Origin of the sequence: Mycobacterium sp., assembly GCF_965229105.1 — a bacterium.
Classification (GTDB): Bacteria; Actinomycetota; Actinomycetes; order Mycobacteriales; family Mycobacteriaceae; genus Mycobacterium.
In genome coordinates, this window is the sequence record NZ_OZ245858.1 from 5,149,880 (window position 1) to 5,169,293 (window position 19,414).

General features: G+C 64.9%; 18 protein-coding genes and 1 tRNA gene. 5 read left to right on the forward strand and 14 right to left on the reverse strand.

Annotated features, from left to right (window positions below):
* Positions 1 to 121: 121 nt before the first annotated feature.
* Together ADBZ9O_RS24130 and ADBZ9O_RS24135 are read right to left on the reverse strand one after the other, a co-directional pair.
* On the reverse strand, positions 122 to 976 hold the full coding sequence (locus ADBZ9O_RS24130; RefSeq protein ID WP_526525501.1) for a bile acid:sodium symporter family protein: 855 nt from the start codon (positions 974 to 976) through the stop codon (positions 122 to 124).
* Between the two features lie 16 nt (positions 977 to 992).
* The gene (locus ADBZ9O_RS24135) at positions 993 to 3,317 is read right to left on the reverse strand and encodes an arylsulfatase (protein WP_526533442.1); all 2,325 of its coding nucleotides are present in this window, start codon (positions 3,315 to 3,317) and stop codon (positions 993 to 995) included.
* Between the two features lie 583 nt (positions 3,318 to 3,900).
* On the opposite strand from ADBZ9O_RS24135, the gene ADBZ9O_RS24140 reads away from it, so the two are divergent.
* The gene (locus ADBZ9O_RS24140) at positions 3,901 to 5,331 is read left to right on the forward strand and encodes a carboxylesterase/lipase family protein (RefSeq protein ID WP_526525503.1); all 1,431 of its coding nucleotides are present in this window, start codon (positions 3,901 to 3,903) and stop codon (positions 5,329 to 5,331) included.
* Positions 5,332 to 5,410: 79 nt separating this feature from the next.
* Here the strand turns inward: ADBZ9O_RS24140 and ADBZ9O_RS24145 are convergent, their stop codons facing one another.
* The 9 genes from ADBZ9O_RS24145 to pgm form a co-directional block, all read right to left on the reverse strand.
* Positions 5,411 to 6,850 carry a carboxylesterase/lipase family protein gene (locus ADBZ9O_RS24145; protein ID WP_526525504.1) on the reverse strand — a complete coding sequence of 480 codons (1,440 nt, stop codon included), beginning with the start codon at positions 6,848 to 6,850 and terminating at the stop codon, positions 5,411 to 5,413.
* The gene (locus tag ADBZ9O_RS24150; RefSeq protein WP_526525505.1) at positions 6,847 to 7,368 is read right to left on the reverse strand and encodes a VOC family protein; all 522 of its coding nucleotides are present in this window, start codon (positions 7,366 to 7,368) and stop codon (positions 6,847 to 6,849) included. The genes ADBZ9O_RS24145 and ADBZ9O_RS24150 overlap by 4 nt, the downstream gene beginning before the upstream one ends.
* A gap of 1 nt (position 7,369) precedes the next feature.
* On the reverse strand, positions 7,370 to 8,614 hold the full coding sequence (locus tag ADBZ9O_RS24155; protein WP_526525506.1) for a DUF1214 domain-containing protein: 1,245 nt from the start codon (positions 8,612 to 8,614) through the stop codon (positions 7,370 to 7,372).
* Complete coding sequence (locus ADBZ9O_RS24160) at positions 8,614 to 9,765, reverse strand: sulfotransferase (RefSeq protein ID WP_526525508.1); 1,152 nt, start codon at positions 9,763 to 9,765, stop codon at positions 8,614 to 8,616. Before ADBZ9O_RS24160 ends, ADBZ9O_RS24155 begins: the two co-directional genes overlap by 1 nt.
* Positions 9,762 to 10,886, reverse strand: a complete 1,125-nt coding sequence (locus ADBZ9O_RS24165) for an LLM class flavin-dependent oxidoreductase (RefSeq protein WP_526525509.1) — start codon at positions 10,884 to 10,886, stop codon at positions 9,762 to 9,764. The genes ADBZ9O_RS24160 and ADBZ9O_RS24165 overlap by 4 nt, the downstream gene beginning before the upstream one ends.
* 75 nt (positions 10,887 to 10,961) lie before the next feature.
* Entirely contained in the window at positions 10,962 to 11,219 is a 258-nt protein-coding gene (locus ADBZ9O_RS24170; protein ID WP_526525511.1) for a DUF3297 family protein, read from the reverse strand.
* A gap of 58 nt (positions 11,220 to 11,277) precedes the next feature.
* Positions 11,278 to 11,353: transfer RNA gene (locus ADBZ9O_RS24175), tRNA-Ala, on the reverse strand.
* A gap of 55 nt (positions 11,354 to 11,408) precedes the next feature.
* Positions 11,409 to 12,677, reverse strand: a complete 1,269-nt coding sequence (locus ADBZ9O_RS24180; RefSeq protein ID WP_526525512.1) for an MFS transporter — start codon at positions 12,675 to 12,677, stop codon at positions 11,409 to 11,411.
* 130 nt (positions 12,678 to 12,807) lie between these two features.
* On the reverse strand, positions 12,808 to 14,442 hold the full coding sequence (gene pgm / locus ADBZ9O_RS24185; RefSeq protein ID WP_526525513.1) for a phosphoglucomutase (alpha-D-glucose-1,6-bisphosphate-dependent): 1,635 nt from the start codon (positions 14,440 to 14,442) through the stop codon (positions 12,808 to 12,810).
* Between the two features lie 170 nt (positions 14,443 to 14,612).
* Here pgm and crcB (ADBZ9O_RS24190) point away from each other — a divergent pair, with 170 nt between their 5' ends.
* The 3 genes from crcB (ADBZ9O_RS24190) to ADBZ9O_RS24200 are packed head-to-tail and all read left to right on the forward strand — an operon-like array spanning position 14,613 to position 16,431.
* Complete coding sequence (gene crcB, locus ADBZ9O_RS24190; RefSeq protein WP_526525514.1) at positions 14,613 to 15,011, forward strand: fluoride efflux transporter CrcB; 399 nt, start codon at positions 14,613 to 14,615, stop codon at positions 15,009 to 15,011.
* 59 nt (positions 15,012 to 15,070) lie between these two features.
* Positions 15,071 to 15,373, forward strand: coding sequence for a fluoride efflux transporter CrcB (crcB, locus tag ADBZ9O_RS24195; protein ID WP_526533444.1), 303 nt, complete (start codon positions 15,071 to 15,073; stop codon positions 15,371 to 15,373).
* A complete protein-coding gene (locus ADBZ9O_RS24200; RefSeq protein ID WP_526525515.1) occupies positions 15,370 to 16,431 on the forward strand; it encodes a putative PII-like signaling protein in 1,062 nt (353 codons plus the stop codon). Before crcB (ADBZ9O_RS24195) ends, ADBZ9O_RS24200 begins: the two co-directional genes overlap by 4 nt.
* A 1-nt stretch (position 16,432) precedes the next feature.
* Here the strand turns inward: ADBZ9O_RS24200 and ADBZ9O_RS24205 are convergent, their stop codons facing one another.
* The 3 genes from ADBZ9O_RS24205 to ADBZ9O_RS24215 are packed head-to-tail and all read right to left on the reverse strand — an operon-like array spanning position 16,433 to position 18,083.
* Positions 16,433 to 16,765 carry a cupin domain-containing protein gene (locus tag ADBZ9O_RS24205; protein ID WP_526525516.1) on the reverse strand — a complete coding sequence of 111 codons (333 nt, stop codon included), beginning with the start codon at positions 16,763 to 16,765 and terminating at the stop codon, positions 16,433 to 16,435.
* A gap of 17 nt (positions 16,766 to 16,782) precedes the next feature.
* Positions 16,783 to 17,208 (reverse strand): hypothetical protein, encoded by a 426-nt coding sequence (locus ADBZ9O_RS24210; RefSeq protein ID WP_526525517.1) that lies wholly within the window; start codon positions 17,206 to 17,208, stop codon positions 16,783 to 16,785.
* On the reverse strand, positions 17,205 to 18,083 hold the full coding sequence (locus ADBZ9O_RS24215; protein ID WP_526525518.1) for an LLM class F420-dependent oxidoreductase: 879 nt from the start codon (positions 18,081 to 18,083) through the stop codon (positions 17,205 to 17,207). Before ADBZ9O_RS24215 ends, ADBZ9O_RS24210 begins: the two co-directional genes overlap by 4 nt.
* A gap of 266 nt (positions 18,084 to 18,349) precedes the next feature.
* On the opposite strand from ADBZ9O_RS24215, the gene ADBZ9O_RS24220 reads away from it, so the two are divergent.
* Positions 18,350 to 19,369 (forward strand): GGDEF domain-containing protein, encoded by a 1,020-nt coding sequence (locus ADBZ9O_RS24220; RefSeq protein WP_526525519.1) that lies wholly within the window; start codon positions 18,350 to 18,352, stop codon positions 19,367 to 19,369.
* The last annotated feature ends 45 nt before the right edge of the window (positions 19,370 to 19,414 follow it).

Genomic DNA, 19,414 nt, shown 5'->3' on the forward strand with positions numbered 1-19,414 from the left:
TACTGGCTGGATCACCAAATCAGCGAAATTGTCGCACGCGTAGGCGCCCAGACCGACGAATACGAGGCGGTTGCCGTCAAAGTCGCCGCCGCCGGTGATCAACGCGCTGGGCGTTCAGTAGCTACCCGGCGACAGCCCGGTGTCGTCGGAGCCAGAGGGCGTAGGCCGCACCCACCGCAGCGGTCATCAGTCCATAGAGCGCGACCGCCGCATGCTCGTCGGTGTTGGGAAAGTTGGCCGATGCCAACGTCAAAGCTGTCGCCGGATGCCGGCAGCTGGCGGCGTAGGCCAGCACAGCCGCATCGCGGCGATCAGATCCCCCCAGGAGGTGGCCAATGGCGAAACTGCCCACCACGAAGATGCCGACGGCAGCCAACGTGTGATTGCCGATGAGCGAGAGCATTTGGGGCGCAGCTGAAATCAACAACGCAATCATGGCGATCGGTAGCAGCCACCGCTGCACCTTTTCGATGGGACCAGAAAGCCGCACGGCCGTCGACGGCGACACCCGGGCGACCGCCATCCCCGCCAGCAGAGGCATCAGAATCGACACGATCAGCAGCCGGCCGATCGCCCACGGGGTGACGACGTAGTCGCGTCCGAACAGCCCTTCCATGATCACGGCGGCGATCGCAATGACCGGTACAGCCAACACGGCCAAGATGAGCACCAGACTCAAACCGTATTCTGCTCGCCCTCCGGCCTTTTCACCCCGGCCGGGCAGCAACGGCGGCAGCGGTGAGATGGACAGCGCCGCAAGCGCAATTGCCACTTCGTGGTTCAGGTCAAATGCCCACACGAGGACGACAGCGAGCACCGGCACCAGCACCAGCACTGCAACCAGAGAGCGAACAAGTAACCCCGGCCGGCGCAGCAAGTCGGTGACCGCGGCGAACCGGGCGCCCAACCCGGAGCCGAACACCAACACCGCGAGGCTGACCCCGAAGGCGACTTTGGCGGCCGCGGCCCAGTTCACGAGACGTAGCCTAGCTTTACTGCGTTTTCAGAGCGCCCTGCAGTTGTCCCGCGGCGATGTCGGGAGCGTTGTCAGGGTGCTGGGGTTCGAGTTGGACGTCGATCCGGTGGATCTCACCGGTGAAGCGGAAGTGGTTGGGGTAGGCACCCACGGGCGATCCGGTGTCGACGCCCACGTCGAGGGTTTCACCGCTCATCGAGAACAGGAACGGAACGGTCTTCTCGATCCTGCCCGACGCGGCTTGTGTGCCGTTGACTGTCAGAGTGACAGATCCGCCCTTGCCGATCCCCCCGCCGTCGTAGGCGAACGACAGCAAAATCTCGCAATCACCTTCCGGCAGAGGGCTTTTTGAGGAGATGGTGGTGATGTCGTGGCCCAGGTAGTTGTAGACATAGCTCAACGCCCCGTTCTGGATGTACAGCGACCAGCCGGCCAGCGACCCGCCCTGGCAGATGATCACCCCTTCCGCGCCGCCAGTCGGGATGTTCACGTGCGCCCGCAGCTCGAAGGAGGTGTTCTTGACGTTGATCGTCGCCAGTTCCGGAATGCGAACGTTCTCGCGGTAGAACGTGGCTGATGTCTTGCCCTCGAGCAGGCTGGGGCGGTTCTGCGGAAGGGCCCGCCCCGTCGTTTCGTCGTTGAGCGGGTACACGTTGTACTTGTGCGCTTCGACGTCGAAGACGGCCTGCAGTTCGGCGAGCTTGTCGGGGTACTGGGCCGCCAGGTCGACGCCCTGACTGAAATCGTCACCGATCCGGTACAGCTCCCAGCGTTCGGTGTCGCCGAACTCGTGACTTTGGGTTCGGACCCAGGGCAGCCGCCCGTGGAAACACGAGGCAATCCAGCCGTCGTGATATACGGCACGGTTGCCAAGAATCTCGAAATACTGTGTGGTCCTGGTACTTTCCGCGGCGGCGTCGTGAAACGAGTACCGCATGCTGACGCCTTCGATGGGTTTCTGCTCGATCCCGTTGACCATCGCAGGTTCGGTGATGCCGACAGCGTCGAGAATCGTTGGGACCAGATCGATGACGTGGTGGAACTGGCTGCGCTGCTCACCGGCCGAATCGATACCCGCGGGCCAGGAGACGGCGAGGCCGTTGCGCGTCCCGCCGAAGTGGGAGGCGACTTGCTTCATCCACTGGAAGGGCGCGTCCAACGCCCACGCCCACCCGACGTTGTAATGGTTCTCGCAGCGCACCGTGCCGAAGTCATCCATGTGGGCCAGCAGCCATTCGGGGTCCTCGGGGAACCCGTTCTGGAACGACGGCGCACTCCAGCAGCCGTTGACGGTGCCCTCCGCCGAGGCGCCGTTGTCGCCGCACACGTAGATGAACAACGTGTTGTCCCACTGGCCCAGCTCGTCGATCGCGTCGATGAGCCGGCCGACTTGGGCGTCGACGTGAGCGAGGAAGCCTGCGTACACCTCCATCAGGCGCCGGGCGACCGGCTTGTATCGATCGTCGTAGTCATCCCAGCTGCCGATCGCCGCGGGCCTGGGCGTCAGCAGCGTTCCCGGCGGGATGATGCCCAGCTCGATCTGGCGGGCGTGGATACGCTCCCGAAGGGCATCCCACCCATCGTCGAACTGCCCCTGGAAACGATCGGACCATTCCGGCCACACATGGTGCGGACTGTGCGTCGCCCCGGGCGCGAAATACATGAAGAACGGCTTGTCCGGACCGGAGGTCTTCTGCAGCCGAATCCATTCGATCGCCCGGTCGGCCAGATCCTCGCTGAGGTGATAGTCCTCGCGGCCGGCGTACGGCTCGATGGGCGTGGTTTGGTCATACAGGGCCGGTTCGTACTGCGAGGTTTCCCCGCCAAGGAATCCGTAGAACCGATCGAAGCCCAGACCCGTGGGCCAGCGGTCGAACGGGCCCGCCGGACTGGTCTCCCACATCGGCGTGAGATGTGCCTTACCGAACATCCCCGTGCTGTAACCGTTCATCCGCAGTATCTGGGCAATCGTCGCGGTGCTTTGCGGAATGACGCCGTCGTACCCCGGGAAGCCGTAGGCGATTTCGGTGATCGCGCCCATGTGTGCGCTGTGGTGGTTTCTACCGGTCAGGAGCGCCGCGCGGGTCGGTGAACATAGCGCGGTGGTATGGAACTGGTTGTATCGCAGGCCACTGTTGGCAACCCGGTCGAGGGCCGGCGTCGGGATCGGTCCGCCGAATGTGGACGAGGCGCCGAAACCGACATCGTCGAGCAGGACCACCACCACGTTGGGTGCGCCGGGGGGTGGGTAGGCGATCAACGGTCGAGACGGCGTCGAGTCCGCGACCGATGCGGCCATCACCCCATCGAACGGCGGGTCGGGCGGGGGCAGCTTCACCATGATGTTGGCCTTTCGGTGAGTGTCTGTGCGTGCCAACAGCGCCACATTTCCCAGATCACACGATTGCTATCAACGACGAGCGGCGCGCATCCGAACAGTACGTCGAAGGTTGATGAAAAATCGCCGAAGGGAGCTTCTTGGGCCCCAGCAGAAACTCCCCCATCCCACAAAGTCCGCCCGCCGACGTCTTGAACACGGCGATGACGGGAGTGGCAGCTCTATTGGCTCGACAAAATCGCCGTCATCGATATGCCCAACGCATACACGCGGTAGCTCCAGCGACGATCCACCTATGACCCATAGCGGCGGAACGCGTTGGATGCGGTCTGATATCTGAGTATCTTTTTGCGCCAGCGTGTTTCGTTGCAGATCAGCCTCTCCTACGCCATTCGCGTGGCTTCGAGGTCAGGGGTGGAACCCAACGCCCGGGGATCTGAGCGGAGCCGCGGGCTCGGTCGGTTGGCCGCGCCGCGATCCCTGAGATTTACTTGTGGCCGGAGGCTGGCGCGCAGGGCGTTCCTGCGCCGAGGTGACCGGGCGAGCCAGAATTTGCGACGTAACAGTCCCTGAGATTGGAGGATCCTTGAGTACCAGCAATCCTGTCGTAGGGTCGGCGGCCGGAACGTTCCTCGGCCTGCAGGATGGTCCCATAGCAAAGTTCTTGGGCATCCCGTATGCAGAACCCCCAGTGGGTGAGCTGCGGTTCGCGTTGCCCAAGCCGGTAGCGCCGCTCGACGGGGAATTCGACGCGACGAAGTTCGGTCCAACACCGCCCGCGTCGATGGAGCTTCCGGCGCCCTTCACGTACCCGGTCATCGAGGGTGACTCTTGGTTGAGCCTCAATGTATGGGCGCCGGCGCCGATAGCAGAGGGCGCAAAGCTTCCGGTATACGTCTGGTTTTACGGCGGATCGTTTGCGATGGGCAGTACGGCGCAGGACATCTTCGATGGCTCGACGTTCGCGCGCGACGGCGTCGTGTATGTGTCCGTGAATTACCGGGTGGGCATCGAGGGTTTCACGCACTTTCCGGACGCGCCGGACAACCGCGGACTCCACGATCAAATCCTGGCGTTGCAATGGGTTCAGGACAATATTGCCCAGTTCGGCGGAGACCCCGATCGAGTGACGATCGGTGGTGAGTCGGCGGGTTCGATGAGTGTATCGACCTTGGCGACTACACGATTCGCCGGGACGTTGTTTCAGCAGGTGATCTGCGAATCGGGAATTGGCATCGCCTTCACGCGGGAAGAAGCTTCGGCGGCAACGGGTTTCGTCGCTACGGCCCTGCGCACGTTACCGACGGCGAAGTCAGTCAGTGCGGTTGAGGCACGAGCCGCAGGCAGAAAGGTCGCGGAGAAGCTCCGGAAGCTGAGTCCCCACAACATCTTGACGGTGTTCGCGCCGGTGATCGACGGGGATCTCCTGCAAGAAAGTCCGGTGAAGTCGCTGTCCCAGCGACCAGCACCCGTGAAGATGATCATCGGCCATAACAAGAATGAAGCCGACTTCTGGCGGGTGTTCGGAGAGTTTGCGCCGAGCGACGGAGCGCTGGACGCGCTCGTGCTGGCCCTGACGCCGTTTCGGGCCAAGCGAGAACTGATCCAAACCTATGTGGATGCGTACGGCGATACCTTGTCCAAGCAGGACATCTTCGTCGAATTCGTCTCCGACGCAGCGTTTTGCGCACCTAGCCTGGCAGCACAGCGCGGGCAGGGAACCAACTGCTATGCGTACCTGTTCACGTGGCCATCCAGTATCCACAGCAAGACCGCACTTCACACGCTCGATCTCGGGTTCGCCTTCGATAATGTCAACGCCCCGGGGTTCATCGCGTACGCGGGCCACGACGCGCCACAATCCCTCGCCGACGAGATCCACGGCTACTGGGTGCGGTTCATCACAACCGGTGTGCCAGAAGATGATTGGAAACCTTATTCCTCGGAGGCGGACATCCGGATTCTCGGGCCGGCAGGTCACCGCAATATCGACGTGTTGTCTGCCTGGACGTACTGAGAGACTCATTGCGCATACCAGCAGGAAATCGCGCACCTTCACGCCGCGCCGAACGTTTCGCGGACGTTCGCCAATTCGCCTACCCGTACGCGGGATAGCGGGTTTCCCAGATGGCGAGTTGCTCGACGCGATGGTCACGTGCGATTGCGGTCTCGCGGCCGAGCAGCATCGTGGCCCCGCCGACACCGTCGTAGCGTTCCCAGGGATCTTCCCCACGAACGAACGTCAGCCACAGCTCCTGAACTGCGCCGGACATCTGATGCGCCGCCTCATCGTCACCGGCCAGTGCAGGCGCGGCGTCCAAGGTGCCGAAGAGCAAAGGCAGGCACGAATCATGACATGCCCCCAGTCCTGCACGCGGCGATGGCCACTGCAGTTCGTAGCGAAACACCGGGTTGCCGCGCTCGGCGTGTGCCCGGACGAACTGCTCGGTCGGCGCAGTGAAGTGGTAGTCGGTGACCATCGCACTGGCGACATCGCGAAGCGTGCGATGGTCGGCGCGGTACGTCGCCATCACCGCGTCGGCGTCGTGAGCAGCCCCGGCAAGTGCCCGTGCCCTCTCCCGTACGTACTGCTCGGCGAAGACGCCGTCGTCCAGGGCCGCATCGAAGATCCGCCATTCGTCGCGAGTCGTCCCGGCGAGGATGGGGATCGCCGGCATGTCACGCGTTCGTGCGACCACCAAGGGATGCTCAACGATGACGTCGCCGTCGACGCAGGGATGGAACGGGCCCTGCGGCGGAACGTATCCGGGGTCGATGCCGCGCTGGGCGGTGAGGATGTCCTCGATACCCGGTTCCTCGGCGCGCCCGAAGGCACCGGTCGAGAGGACCCGTTCGGCCACGGCCGAGGCAGCGGCGGTCGAGCGGACACGCTCCAAGCCGCCGCTCTGCAGGATCGCGCGGTCGAAGAGGTCGCACCCTGCGGCGAGCAACGCCGATATCGCTATCGCACCGGAGGACTGCCCCGCCACCGTGATGGCGCCGGGGTCGCCGCCGAACGCGCCGATCTCCTGTCGCACCCACCGCAGTGCGTGCCTTTGGTCGCGCAGTGTCAGGTTGGTGGAGTCGGCCCCGTGCCAGTCGGGCGCGTAGAGCGCACCCAGCACACCAAGCCGGAAGTTCATCGTCACCACCACGATGTCGCCGTGCCGAGCGAGTCGCGCACCGTCGAGGAGCGGAGCGGAGCCGTGCCCCTGAGCCTGCCCGCCGCCGTGCAGGAAGACCAGTACGGGTCGGCGGTTGCCGTCGACGGCCGGCGTCCAGATGTTGAGCGTGAGACAGTCCTCGCTCATGGTGAGGCCGCGCTTGGCCAGCCGCGCCGGCGAGATGTCTTGCGGGGCGATCGGCCCGAACGCAATGGCCTCGCGCAGGCCTGCCCAGCTCGTCGCGGGTTCCGTTGGGCGCCAGCGACGCTCATCGGTCGGCGGGGCGGCGTACGGCACGCCGCGAAAGGCGACGACGTCGCCGGTGGCGTCACCGCGCAGTGCCCCGTACGACGTGCGTGCGACTGCGGTCACTGGTGCTCTGTCAGGGAGGTTTCGGTCAGAGGGTAAAGCTTCGCCATCTCTCCATCGAGCACCCGGGTCAGGAAGTCGCGCCCCTTGAAGCTCACCACCTCGACGCGAAGCCCACTGTGCGGGTCGCGCAGGAACGCGACGCCGGAACCCGTGCGCTCCAATTCCCAACCGTCGTCCTGTAATCGCGCGACGTCGTCACGCCAGCGCTGCGCGTAGTAGCCGACGTGGTGCATGCCGCCGAGCTTCGGCTCGGCGAAGATCGAGTCAGCGGCAGCGACCACCTCGATGAGCTCCAGATACGGCGGGCCGGACGTGGAGAACGCAATGCGTACGGTCTGGTCGTCAGCGGAGCCGTCCGGACGGACGAAGCCGCTACGCATCTCGAACGGTGGCGCCCAGGTGATCTGCATGGTGCCGGCCAGCGTCTGCATGGCCAGCGACAGATCGGGGACGAGGTGGCCCACGTGGTAGACGTTGTCGAAGGCGGACGCGGCGAGCGTCTCGAGTGTCGGGTCCATGTCAGATCCTGTACCTGTGGCGGATGGCGTCGAAGCGGGCGTGCAGTTGTGCGGCCCGCTCCTCGGGTGTGACGCGTCGGGTGTCGGCCGGCAGGGCGGTGTCCAACTCGGCCCGGGTAACGACCGTGGTGGAGACCTCAGGCAGCTGCCGGCTTCCGATGACGCGCATCGTGAGGTAGCCCTCTTTGAAACGTTGGGTGTCGATCCAGTTGTGCACGCCGGGGTCGTTGTGCGCCATCACCATTCGCACCCGGTCGTCGGAGTCGATCGCCGATCTGCTCGGCGTGTAGCTCACCGGCCGATACAGGTAATCCATGCTGTTCCAGAACGCGCCCATGTTGGTCAGCATCCAGAACTCTCCGGCGTCGGCGAAGTCGAAGATCAACGCTTCGTCCGGCCCAAGACGCCACGGCATGGTGACGATGAGCCGGCCGCGGCGCGCATCGCGCTGCTCCGCCGTGCCCTCGAAGCGGGCGTCGGGGAACACGTTGGGCTCGGGCTCGCCGAACAGTGAACCGATCTGCAGTTCGCGGTCCGGCCAGTCCGCCATTGCCCCGGTGAGGAAGTCGCCGGCCCACTGCATCGACGCGATGAGATCCTGCGGTGTCGGCACGGGGCGTGGCTCATCCATGTCGATGCGCTCGATGCTGAATTGTGCCGAGCGTTCCGCCCAGCTGTCGAAGCCTTGGCGCATGAAGAGCTTGCGTGAACCCGGTGTGGTCGGCAGCCAATTCTCTTCTCGCCGTGCACCACCGACGTAGAGGACGAAGCTGCCATCGGGCTCGGAAACCAGGTCGTCGCCGGTGATGTTCGCCTCGGGGGTGTCGCCGAAGGGCTCATGCAGGTTCGGGTGATCGGCGCCGTAGTAGACGTCCTTCTCGGGTCGCGGCCCTTGGACGGTGAAGTTGATGAAACGCGCCGTGCCTCGGTTGCCGGCGATCCGGTATGTCGACGCGCCGTCGATCCACGCCTGCAGATAGACGAAGTCGGCGTTGTCGCCGCCGAGCTTGCGGCTTGGCCCGCAGAACGGGTGGATCATCGGATAGCGGGTGTTTTTGGTCTCCAGCGCAAGGTCGTAGGCCTGCCCGAGGTTCTGCGTCAGGTAGCGGAAGGCGTCGGCGCGCTGAAGAGCATCCGCTGGCGAGGTGTCCTTGAACGCGAGATCTCCCGCCGCCTTGAGCCGGTCACAGAATTCGTGCCACCCCGCGTGCAGTGCCTCATCGTCCTCGGAGTCACCGTAGGCCATCAGTGCCTCGTCTCGATCTCGATGCCGAATCGCTCGCGATAGGGCGCGAATTCGTCGTGCAGCTGCCGGACGGGAACCGGCAGGACGTCGGTGGAGTAGGTGAACTTGCCGTACCGATCGCTGCGGTTGGTGACCAGGTAGTCGCGCATCGCTTTCTCGGCGTCGGCCGTCATGGGCAACCCGGCGAAGTCGTAGAAGCCGCCGATCGTGGCGACCGGGTCGGTGACGAAGTCGCGGTAGCGGACGTGGTGGATGCGCGGGTCGTCCACCAGCGGATCGGTCAGGTAGGCGTGGAAGTTGGCCCGGGAACCCTCGATCGTGTCTTCGGCGTACTGGGTCCAGTCCAACGTCCCGGCAAGGCTCTCGTTGATCTGCCCGAAGGCCACAATCTGTGAGGCCAGCACCTGCACCGGGTCGCGGTGTACCCAGACGATCCGGGCGTCGGGGTAGGTGTCGAAGAGCGCTCGCAGGCGTCGGCCGTGAAATCCCTTGAGCACCCAGCGCTTCGGCGGGCGGGTGTATTGAACGTGCTGCAGCATCATGCGGTGCAGGGCGTACTGCGCGTGATGGTCTTGCGGGAAGTTCTGGATCGTCAGCGGCACCCGCCACCACGCGCTCGGGTTCGTCGCGCGGAAGTCGAAGGCCCACGTGCGCTCACACTCGGGCAGCCCGGCACCGAGCAGATCGTTGTAGGGGTGACTGACAATCCACGGCGGGATGCGGTCGAGGATCTCCCGCCAGTCATCATCGGCCTGTGCCCGGCGCGGATCGTCGAGGACGGTCGGTCCGGGTGGCGGCGAGGGGTACATGACCTCCCAGAACCGCAGTGCGCGTGAATCCTCGTCCTCGGCGAGCAGGGCATGCAGCAACGTCGTGCCCGACCGCGGCTCGCCGGTGGCGAAGAGCGGGGCCATGATTCGTTCCGAGGAGAGCGGTAGGCGTGCATGATCGGCGACGAAGTGCAACCGGCTCGTCAACAGTCCGCCGATCGTGCGGGCCGCCGCCCGCAAACCCGCGGCGTCGAGTTCGGCGCTGTTGAGCCTGTCGACCACCAGCGCCACACGCGTCGGCAGGGTGTCATCACCGAAGTCGGTGAACCCAGTCGATTCCTGCGCGTCGGCAATGAGGATGTCCCCGTCAAGGATCGTCATGGCGTGCTTCCTGTGAGCTGCAACAGAACGTCCTCGACCTCGCGAACCTTTCGTGCCGACGCGGCGGCATAGGCCTGCCCGGCCATTCCGCTGTAGTCGAGCACCGACACGACCCGGGCACCCGCCTCGCCGAACTCGGCGATCTGCTCGGCGACCTGCTTCGGCGTGCCATGCGGAACGACAGACAGGATCGCGGCCGGGTCAACCTGTTCGAAGAGCTGGAGCAGTCGGCCGCGGGTCAGCACGCGTGGGTCGATGTCCTGGATGCCGCGCCAGGCCTTCCCCATTGGATGGCGGTGACCGGTGGCTGCCAGTGCGTCAGCCGTCAGTTGCAGCACCAGGGATTTGACCAGCGGACGTTGCACAATCTCGCGCAGTTCGTCGGGCTCGCCGATGAGGCAGACCACCATCTTCGCCGGCATGATCGACTCCGGATCGCGTCCGGCCTGTTCGGCCGCCTCCCGGATGCAGGCCAGCTGCGTGGCGTATGTCTCCGGCCGTGCGCTGCCCGTCGGCCACCAGCCGTCGCCGAGCTCGCCCACCAGTCGCAGCATGCGGGGGCCGTTGGCCCCGATCCAGATCGGTGGCGGGCCGGAGTGGTGAAGCTCGGCGTCCAGCCGGGCGTGCTCCATCGTGAAATACTCACCGGCAAAATCGATCGGTCCGTCGGTGCTCCAGAGCAGCCGGATCAGCCGGAGCGCCTCGGCGAACCGGCTCACCCTGCAACGGTCGTCGAAGCCGTACGGTGCCAAGTTTTCGCGCTCGCCGGCACCAAGTCCCAGGATGAATCGGCCGTTCGAGAGATGACTCAGGGTCACTGCCGACTGGGCCAGCATCACCGGGTGGCGGCGGACGGTGTCGAGAACGCTCGTGGCGAGCCGAGTGCGTGTCGTGCGAGCCGCGACGGCACCGGCGAGGGTGAGGGCGTCCAGGTAGCGGTGCGGCGACGGCGAGGTTTGCGCGAGGTCGGTGAACTCGGACGTCCAGATCGAGTCCGGCCAGAAGCTCACCAGGTGATCGGGCAGCCAAAGTGAGTGGTAGCGGCCATCATCGAGAGCGTCCAGCCCGCTGAGATCCAGCGGCAAAGTCGTCCGAAAGAACGAGGCCAGCTCCAAGGGCATGCAGCGGAAGCTACCGGAGGATGGCGGCTACGTCAGCAGAATGCTGTGCATCTGCTCAGCAATACCTGTTGCGCGCTATTTCATGTCGCGAAAATAAGGTTCAACCGTGCCGTTTGACTTGATGACCATCGGATTTCCGCGACGATCCTTCGCGGTGGGCACTTCGACACGCACCCAACCCTCGGCCACGTCATATTCGACAACGTTGTTCTTCTCGGCGCCATTGAAACGAATACCCACGCCCCGGATGAGCACCTCTTCGCTGTAAAAAGGGCTGCGTGGATCGATGGAGAGGTGATTTGGTGGAACGTCGGTGATCTGGTCCTCGGACATGATGACTTTCGTTAAATGCTGCGTCGGTCTTAGGTTGAATCCCTAAGAACCCATTTCGTGGTGGAGCTAAGGGGATTCGAACCCCTGACCCCCACACTGCCAGTGTGGTGCGCTACCAACTGCGCCATAGCCCCTTACATCGTGCCCGCCAAAGTTACACCACAGCGCTGGGCGCCCCAAAATCGCTGGTTATGGCAGCTCTCCTCCGAGCTCTGGACCCAACGCTCTGAGCGGTGTGTGCTCCTCGGCAGGACTGAGCCTGGTTTCGGGCGCAAACACCCAGCCGACCGCCGCCACCAGCAGGATCACCCCGCTGACGACGAACGCCGTCCCAAAACTGAAGTGCTGCGCGATCTCGCCCACCGCCAGCGAGCCAAGGATGATCCCGACGTCGGACATCATCTGGAACGTCGCGACCGCGGTACCGCCACGCGATTTGTTGCCGATGATGTCGGCGACAGCGGCTTGCTGCGGGGAGGTGTAGATGCCCGCAGCGGCACCTGCGATGTACGCACCCACCAGGAACACCGTCAACGAGTCAGAGAAGCCCACCGCGACGGTAGCGACGCCGGACACCGCCAGACCGCTGATGATCAGCACGCGTCTGCCGATCCGATCGGAGAGGTGTCCGCTGGGAATCACCGCCGAGACGTTGCCGACCGCGAAGACAGCCAGCGCCACTCCGGCCATGCCGGCCCCGCGGTGCAACACCTCGGTGACGAACAGCGGGACCAGGGCGACGCGCAACCCGTACACCGCCCAGCCCGTCGCGAAATTCGAGACCAGCGCCGATCGGTAGGCACGATTACTCAGCGCCATCCGCAATGTCACCGCGGGTTCGGTGTGCTCAGCCGGGGCGGCCAGAGACGAATGCCGCAGGCTGACAAACACCACCGCCGCCGCGATCAGCAACGCGACGCCGTAGATGACGAACGGCGCGGACAACCCCAGCCCAACCGTCACACTGCCCAGTACCGGCCCGCCGACCGAGCCGACCAGGAACGCCGAGGCGAACATGCCCGCGACCCGGCCGCGGGCATCCGGCGGCGAGATGCGGATCATCAGGCCCAGCGAGGCCACACTGAACATCGCCGACCCGAGCCCGCCGAGCGAGCGGAACAGCAGCAGCTGCCAGTAGGTCTGCGCAAAGGCGCACGCTCCGGTCGAGACGGCGACGATCAGCAGCCCGGCGAGATAGATCCGCCGCTCGCCCAACCGCTGGATCAACACCCCACTGGCCGGCGCCGCGCACAGCCGCATGATGGCGAACGCGGTGATGACGAAGGTGGCGGCGCTGATGCTGACGTTGAAGTTCCGCGCGTACTGCGGCAGCACTGGCGCCACCACGCCGTAACCGAGGGCGATGAACGCGTTGGCCGTGATCAGCACCCATATTTCGGATGGCAGCTTGGCCTTCGCGGTGGAGGTCGGACAGTCACCCTCCGTCACAGAACTCACCGGACGAACTCTAGCCGCGACTCACCTCAGCCGTGATATTGCCGCCAGTGTGACGGTGGCGACGGATTCCCCGCTTGAAGTGTCGCCACGTTCCCACTCGGCGGGCACCTGGCGGGTGCCAGCAGAGCCTCTATTGGATGACGGCATTCACCACAGCGCGCGCAGCCGCCTGTACCTCCGCCAGGTGATCAGGCCCCTTGAATGACTCGGCGTAGATCTTGTAGACATCCTCGGTTCCCGACGGGCGCGCGGCAAACCAGGCGTTCTCCGTCGTCACCTTGAGCCCGCCGAGCGGCGCACCATTACCGGGGGCGGTGGTCAGCTTGGCGGTGATCGGCTCCCCTGCCAACTCGGTGGCGCTGACCTGCTCGGGTGACAACTTGGCCAGGCGCGCCTTCTGTTCGCGATCGGCAGGCGCATCGACCCGGGCGTAGGTGGGGGCACCGTATTGCTCGGCCAGCTCGGCATATCGCTGCGACGGCGTCTTACCCGTGACCGCGAGGATCTCCGACGCCAGCAGCGCCATGATGATGCCGTCCTTGTCGGTGGTCCACACGCTGCCATCACGACGGAGGAACGACGCGCCCGCGGACTCTTCACCACCGAAGCCGATTGTGCCGCCGATCAATCCGTCGACAAACCATTTGAACCCGACGGGCACCTCGATGAGCTTTCGGCCGATCCCGGCCACCACCCGGTCGATGATCGAGCTGCTGACCGCGGTCTTCCCGACGGCGACATCACCTGGCCAGTCGGGCCGATGGGTGTAGAGGTAGTCGATGGCCACGGCCAGGTAATGGTTCGGGTTCATCAGGCCGCCGTCGGGGGTGACGATGCCGTGCCGATCGGAATCCGCGTCATTACCGGTGGCGATCTGGTAGTCGCCAATTTTGCCAATCAACGACGCCATCGCATTCGGTGAACTGCAGTCCATCCGGATTTTGCCGTCGGTGTCCAGTGTCATGAACCGCCACGTCGCGTCCACCAATGGGTTGACCACGGTCAGTTGGAGGTTGTGCGCCTCGGCGATCGCACCCCAGTAGTCCACGCTGGCACCGCCGAGCGGGTCGGCGCCGATCCGGATCCCTTCGGCGCGAATCGCGTGGATATCGACGACGTTCGGCAGGTCACTGACATAAGCGTCCATGTAGTCGTGGCGCTGCGCGGTGTTCAGTGCCCGGGCCAGCGGCACACGTTTCACCTCTTTGAGACCGTTACGCAGAATCTCGTTGGCCCGCTTGGCAATCGCGCCAGTGGCATCGGTATCGGCAGGTCCACCGTTGGGTGGGTTGTACTTGAAACCGCCGTCGCGGGGCGGATTGTGCGACGGGGTGACGACGATCCCGTCGGACAGATCGGCGTCGCGGCCCCGGTTGAACGTCAGGATGGCATGGCTGACGGCCGGTGTCGGCGTGTAGCGGTCGGCCGAATCGATCATCGCCACAACCTCATTGGCGGCCAACACCTCCAGGGCCGATACCCAGGCCGGTTCCGACAACCCGTGGGTATCCCGGCCGATGAACAGCGGACCGGTGGTCCCCTGCTCAGCGCGGTACTCAACGATCGCCTGCGTCGTCGCAAGAATATGCGCCTCGTTGAACGCCGCGTCCAGGCTGGACCCGCGGTGCCCCGAGGTCCCGAACGCCACCTGTTGGTTGATGTCGTCCGGATCGGGCTGCACGCTGTAGTACGCCGTGACGAGATGGGAAACGTCGATGAGGTCTTCTGGTTGCGCCGGCTGTCCGGCACGCGGATTGGCAGCCATGGGGTCAATACTGCCCGCCCCGGGCGGTTCATGTCTGGCTGTCGGGCGGCTTGTTCACATTCAGTGCAGAATCTCGACATCCCCACCGCGATCAGCACCCGGGCGCTAGGGGTCAGGATCTTGCGCCATACTTCTGCGTCAAGGAACAGCACCGCCTAGGAGGACAGCGCTTGTTCGGCCACGACAATCGGGAACTGGCCGCCGTTTTCGCCGGTGGAGCGATCGGTACCCTCGCCCGAGCCGGGCTGGGCACCTGGCTGGCACCCAACCCTGACCAGTGGCCGTGGCCGACGTTCATCGTCAACATCGTCGGCGCATTTCTACTCGGCTACTTCACCACCCGCCTGCTGGAACGGCTCCCGCTGTCCAGCTATCGACGGCCCCTGCTGGGTACCGGTGTGTGCGGTGGTCTGACGACTTTTTCGACCATGCAGGTCGAGACATTACGAATGCTCGAACACCACCACTACGGCCTGGCGATCAGCTACGTCCTGGTCAGCGTCGTGACGGGATACGGCGCCGTCTACATCGCCACCGCCCTGGTGCGACGGGCGCGGGTGCACCGGTGAGCGTCGTGGTCTGGGCCGGGGTGGCGGTCCTCGGCGGCTTGGGCGCGGTCTCGCGTTTCATGCTCGACCGCGCCGTCACCCGCCGGGCGGCACGCCGGTTTCCGGTGGGCACGCTGGCGGTCAACATCTCCGGGGCGGCGCTGTTGGGGTTCATCGGCGGGCTGACGCTCAGCCACCAGGCGGCGCTGCTGGCGGGTACCGCCTTCGTCGGCGCCTACACCACCTTCTCCACCTGGATGCTCGAGACGCACCGCCTCGCCGAGGAACGCCAAGTGAGATCCGCGGTCGCCAATATCGTCGTCAGCGTGGTACTCGGGGTGGCCGCCGCGCTGCTGGGTCAATGGATCGCGGGGCTCCTGTGAACGAAATCGTCAAACTCACAGCATATTTCGCCGAACGTGAGCGCACGGGCAGCCGATTCCTGGCCGACGGAATTCTCGACCTGTTCGGCAGCCGGGAGATCGCCACCAGTGTGATGAGCCGCGGGATCGCCAGTTTCGGACCACGCGGGGTGGTCCGCTCGGACGAAACACTCTCGATGTCAGAGGATCTGCCCGTCGCGATCACCGCGGTCGATCGGCCCGAGCACATTGATGCCGTGGTCGACGACGTCGTGGCGATGACCAGCCGCGGCCTGATCACCATGGAACGGGGCCACCTCGCGACCGGGCAGTTCGACGGCAACGCCGACGACGCGACGCAACTCACGCTGTTGCTGGGCCGTCAGCAGCGCATCGCGGGCTCCCCCGCGTATTTCACCGTCTGCGGGGTCCTCTACAAATATGGATTCGCCGGCGCCGCAGCATTTCTGGGGGTCGACGGCACGGTAGACGGGCAACGGCGTCGCGCGAAGTTCTTCAGCCGCAACGCGGGCGTGCCCCTCCTCGTGGTCGGCGTCGGCACCGCGCAGCAGGTGGCGGCGGCCAGCGCGGAGTTACGGACGCTGCTGCCGGACGCGCTGCTGATGGTCGAGCGCATTCAGGTGTGTAAGCGCAACGGTGAGTCGATACAGCCCCCGCACCGGTTCCCCGCCGAAGACGCCGACGGGCATCCGCTGTTCCAGAAGTTGTCGGTACACACCCCCGAGGACGCCCTGCACAAAGGTGTGCCGATTCACCGCGCCCTGCTACGCGGACTTCGGGAGTCCGACCAGTTCAGTGGCGCCACCGTGTTGCGGGCGCTATGGGGATTTCACGACGGTCGCGCACCCCATGGCGACCGGCTGCTGCAGCTGAGCCGACACGTGCCGGTCACCACGGTCATCGTCGACACCCCGGCGGCCATCGCCGCCGCCTTCGAGATCGTCGACGCGGTCACCGAGGAACGCGGACTGGTGACCAGCGAATTGGTCCCTGCGGCGGTGCTGATCGACCGCGGCCACCAGCGCGGCGGCATGCAGCTCGGGTGGCATCGGTACTGAGCTATCGGTCGGCGAGCACCGTCAGCAGGACTGCCGAATCCTCGATGGCAAGCAGTGCGTGCCGCAGTGGCGGAATGACCAGGTAATCACCGGTTGAGCCGTCATAGCTGTCCTCCCCTACGACCAGTCGAACCTGTCCGCGCAGCACTTGCAGCGTCGCCTCACCGGGACTGTCATGCTCACCAAGCTCGTGCCCGGCAGCCAGCGCGATGACGGTCTGGCGCAGAACGTGGTCGTGACCGCCGTGGATGGTGTGCGCTGCTCGTCCGCTGTGGGCGGCGCGCGCGGCGGCCAACTGCTCGTCGACGAGTCCGGTGAGCGATATCGACTCCATGAGTTTCTCCTCGCGATTCAGACGTTCAGTAACAGCATGCCCGTGACCAGCAGTGACATCGCCTTGATTACCTCAAATCCGATGTACACGTAATGCCCGCGTGATCGCGGCCCGTCCGCCCCGGCTAGTACCGCGTCCGATCTGCGGGTCAGCGCAGGACGGACCATCAGCACCTGGACGAACAGCGACCCGATCGCCACCGCCGCAGCGATCTCCACCCGCAGAGGTGGAGCGTCAAACGCAAAGGTCCCCACGATGAGACCCGCGAGGAGCACTTCGCAGAAGTTGAGCGCCCGAAAGACCAGCCGCCCGATCCCCAAGCCCACTTGGAGCGTGACTCCGGGTGCGCGGAACTTCAGCGGCGCCTCAAGGAACGAGATCGCCAGCACCATGCCGAGCCAGAGGAAAACCGCCGCGATCGCTGTCGAAGCTGCGCCGCTCACGTCGCCCGCAGCACTGACACCCATTGCTCGGCCAGATCCAGGACCCATGCCCGCGCAGCGTCAGGTTCTTCTGGCGGGCTGGCGACCAGCACCAGCTCGTCGATGCCGATATCGGCGAGTTTGGCGACGTCCCCGAGCTGCGGGTCGACCAACGCGACGGCAAGCCGCAGATCGCCGGGATCGCGTACCGCCTCCCTACACAGTCGCCGCACCGTCGACGCACACTGGGCGGCCTCCTCGACGTCAGCGAGGTTAAATCCGTACCAGCCGTCTCCCCAGGTGGCGACCCGGCGCAAGGCCGAATCGCTGTTTCCGCCGACGATCACCGGGATCTGCCGGTGGCGCAGCGGTTTCGGATTCACCCGGATGTTGTCGAAATCGACGAAGTCGCCGTGAAAGGACGCCACATCATCGCGCCACAGGGTGCGCATCGCTTCGACGTATTCGGCCGTGCGCGCACCTCGACGGGCGAACGGCACTCCGAGCGCCTCGAATTCCTCTCGGGACCAACCGATTCCGACACCAAGGGTCAACCTGCCACCGCTCAACTTGTCCAGCGACGCAGCCTGCTTGGCGATCAGCACCGGATTGTGTTCGGGCAGAAGAAGCACGCCGGTCGCCAAATCGATGCTGCTGGTCGCCGCCGCGGCGAAGCTCAGGGCAATCAACGGGTCAAGCCAGTCCGCGGTTGCCGGCACCGCGATGTTGCCGTCCTCGGAGTACGGGTAGGTGGATTCCGATTGGTCGACCATCACCACATGCTCGCCGACCCACAGGGTGGCGAACCCGGCATCTTCGGCGGCGAGCGCCACAGCATCGATCACTGCCCGCTCAGAACCCGTGCCGATGCCCAGCGCATGAAAACCGAGATCCACTCGCTGATCATGGCACGACGCACCCGTTGTACCGCCTCAGATGCGGCCCCTGCTGATTTTTTGCTAGTGTCTGTAGTTTGCTACTGGTTTGCATGGCAAACAAGTCGTAAGACCGGGTGGTTGTGCGCTGTTGCTTACTGGGTTCCGTCTCGTGCAACACCAATAGTAAGTCAGGGCGTCAATTTATGACCGGTTTGATCCGACGATGGTGGCGACAGCCAGATCATTTCTATTGGCTGGCAACATATTTAACCGGCAATGGGGCGTTGCCCGCCATCCGCACCGTCATGATCGCCACGGTTCTGGGCCTCGGCGCCATCCCCGTCGCGATGTTGTGGAGTCCGGCCGGTGCGTCAGGACCCGCGCAACGGGTGATCGCCGTCATAATCGCCGGCTGCTGCGTCGTGATGGCCACGCTGTGGATGGGGCGCGCCTGGCCGACCAAGACAAAGTCAGCGGTGTTCGTGGTGTCAGCGACCCTCTCGATCGCGATGTCTGTTCTGATTCTTTCTGCGCCGGTGCCCGCGCTGATGGCGTGCGTCGCCTTCGCGCCCATCGGCGGTTACATCGCCTTCTTCCACACGGCTCGCTTCACCGTATTCAACGTGACGGTGGCGTTGGCGGCGGCGGCCTTCGAAACGGTCCGGTCCGCGGCGCAGGACCCCGTGCTGGCGATCTGTCTCTTCATTCTCGTGCTCGTTGCCAACGTATCGGTGCAGTTCACCACACAAGCCTTGATCCAAGGCCTCGGCCTTGCGGTATTGAACTCCGATTCGGACCCCCTGACCGGGCTGCTCAACCGGCGCGCCTTCTACCGCCGTGCCACCGAACTGGTCGCGACCGGCTCGCGACGTACGGAGCTCCATCTCGCCATCGCGATGGTCGACCTCGACAAGTTCAAGCGGCTCAATGACACACAGGGACACGCTTCGGGTGATCGCGCGTTGCGGGCCATCGGGCGCGCGCTCCGAGACAACGTCCGCCGCTCCGCCGTGGTCGCGCGGATCGGTGGTGAGGAGTTCCTGATCGCAGACATCGTTGACGATGACGAAGTGGGTGTTCTGGCAGAACGGCTGCGGTACGCGATCGTCTCGACGCCGCCCAGATTGACGGCGAGCATCGGCGTGGTGACGATACCGATGCTGGCGCTGGTGACTGTGCCACCACAGGAACTGTTCGACGATCTGGTCGCCCACGCGGACGACGCGATGTACGAAGCCAAGCGCGCGGGTGGCAACCAGTTCCGGCACTGCGCCTGGGGGGCCGACACCAGGGCGACCGCCTAGATTGTCGATGTCGTCAAAAAGAACAGCTGACGTGGCTACGGTGAC

Bases quoted from the DNA above. Each gene is read 5' to 3' on its own strand.
- ADBZ9O_RS24160 (WP_526525508.1), bottom strand. From the start codon at position 9,765: ATGACGATCCTTGACGGGGACATCCTCATTGCCGACGCGCAGGAATCG.
- pgm (WP_526525513.1), bottom strand. From the start codon at position 14,442: ATGGCTGCCAATCCGCGTGCCGGACAGCCGGCGCAACCAGAAGACCTC.
- ADBZ9O_RS24155 (WP_526525506.1), bottom strand. From the start codon at position 8,614: ATGGCCTACGGTGACTCCGAGGACGATGAGGCACTGCACGCGGGGTGG.
- ADBZ9O_RS24170 (WP_526525511.1), bottom strand. From the start codon at position 11,219: ATGTCCGAGGACCAGATCACCGACGTTCCACCAAATCACCTCTCCATC.
- ADBZ9O_RS24150 (WP_526525505.1), bottom strand. From the start codon at position 7,368: ATGGACCCGACACTCGAGACGCTCGCCGCGTCCGCCTTCGACAACGTC.
- ADBZ9O_RS24165 (WP_526525509.1), bottom strand. From the start codon at position 10,886: ATGCCCTTGGAGCTGGCCTCGTTCTTTCGGACGACTTTGCCGCTGGAT.
- ADBZ9O_RS24135 (WP_526533442.1), bottom strand. From the start codon at position 3,317: ATGGTGAAGCTGCCCCCGCCCGACCCGCCGTTCGATGGGGTGATGGCC.
- ADBZ9O_RS24205 (WP_526525516.1), bottom strand. From the start codon at position 16,765: ATGGAGTCGATATCGCTCACCGGACTCGTCGACGAGCAGTTGGCCGCC.
- crcB (WP_526533444.1), top strand. From the start codon at position 15,071: ATGCTCGACCGCGCCGTCACCCGCCGGGCGGCACGCCGGTTTCCGGTG.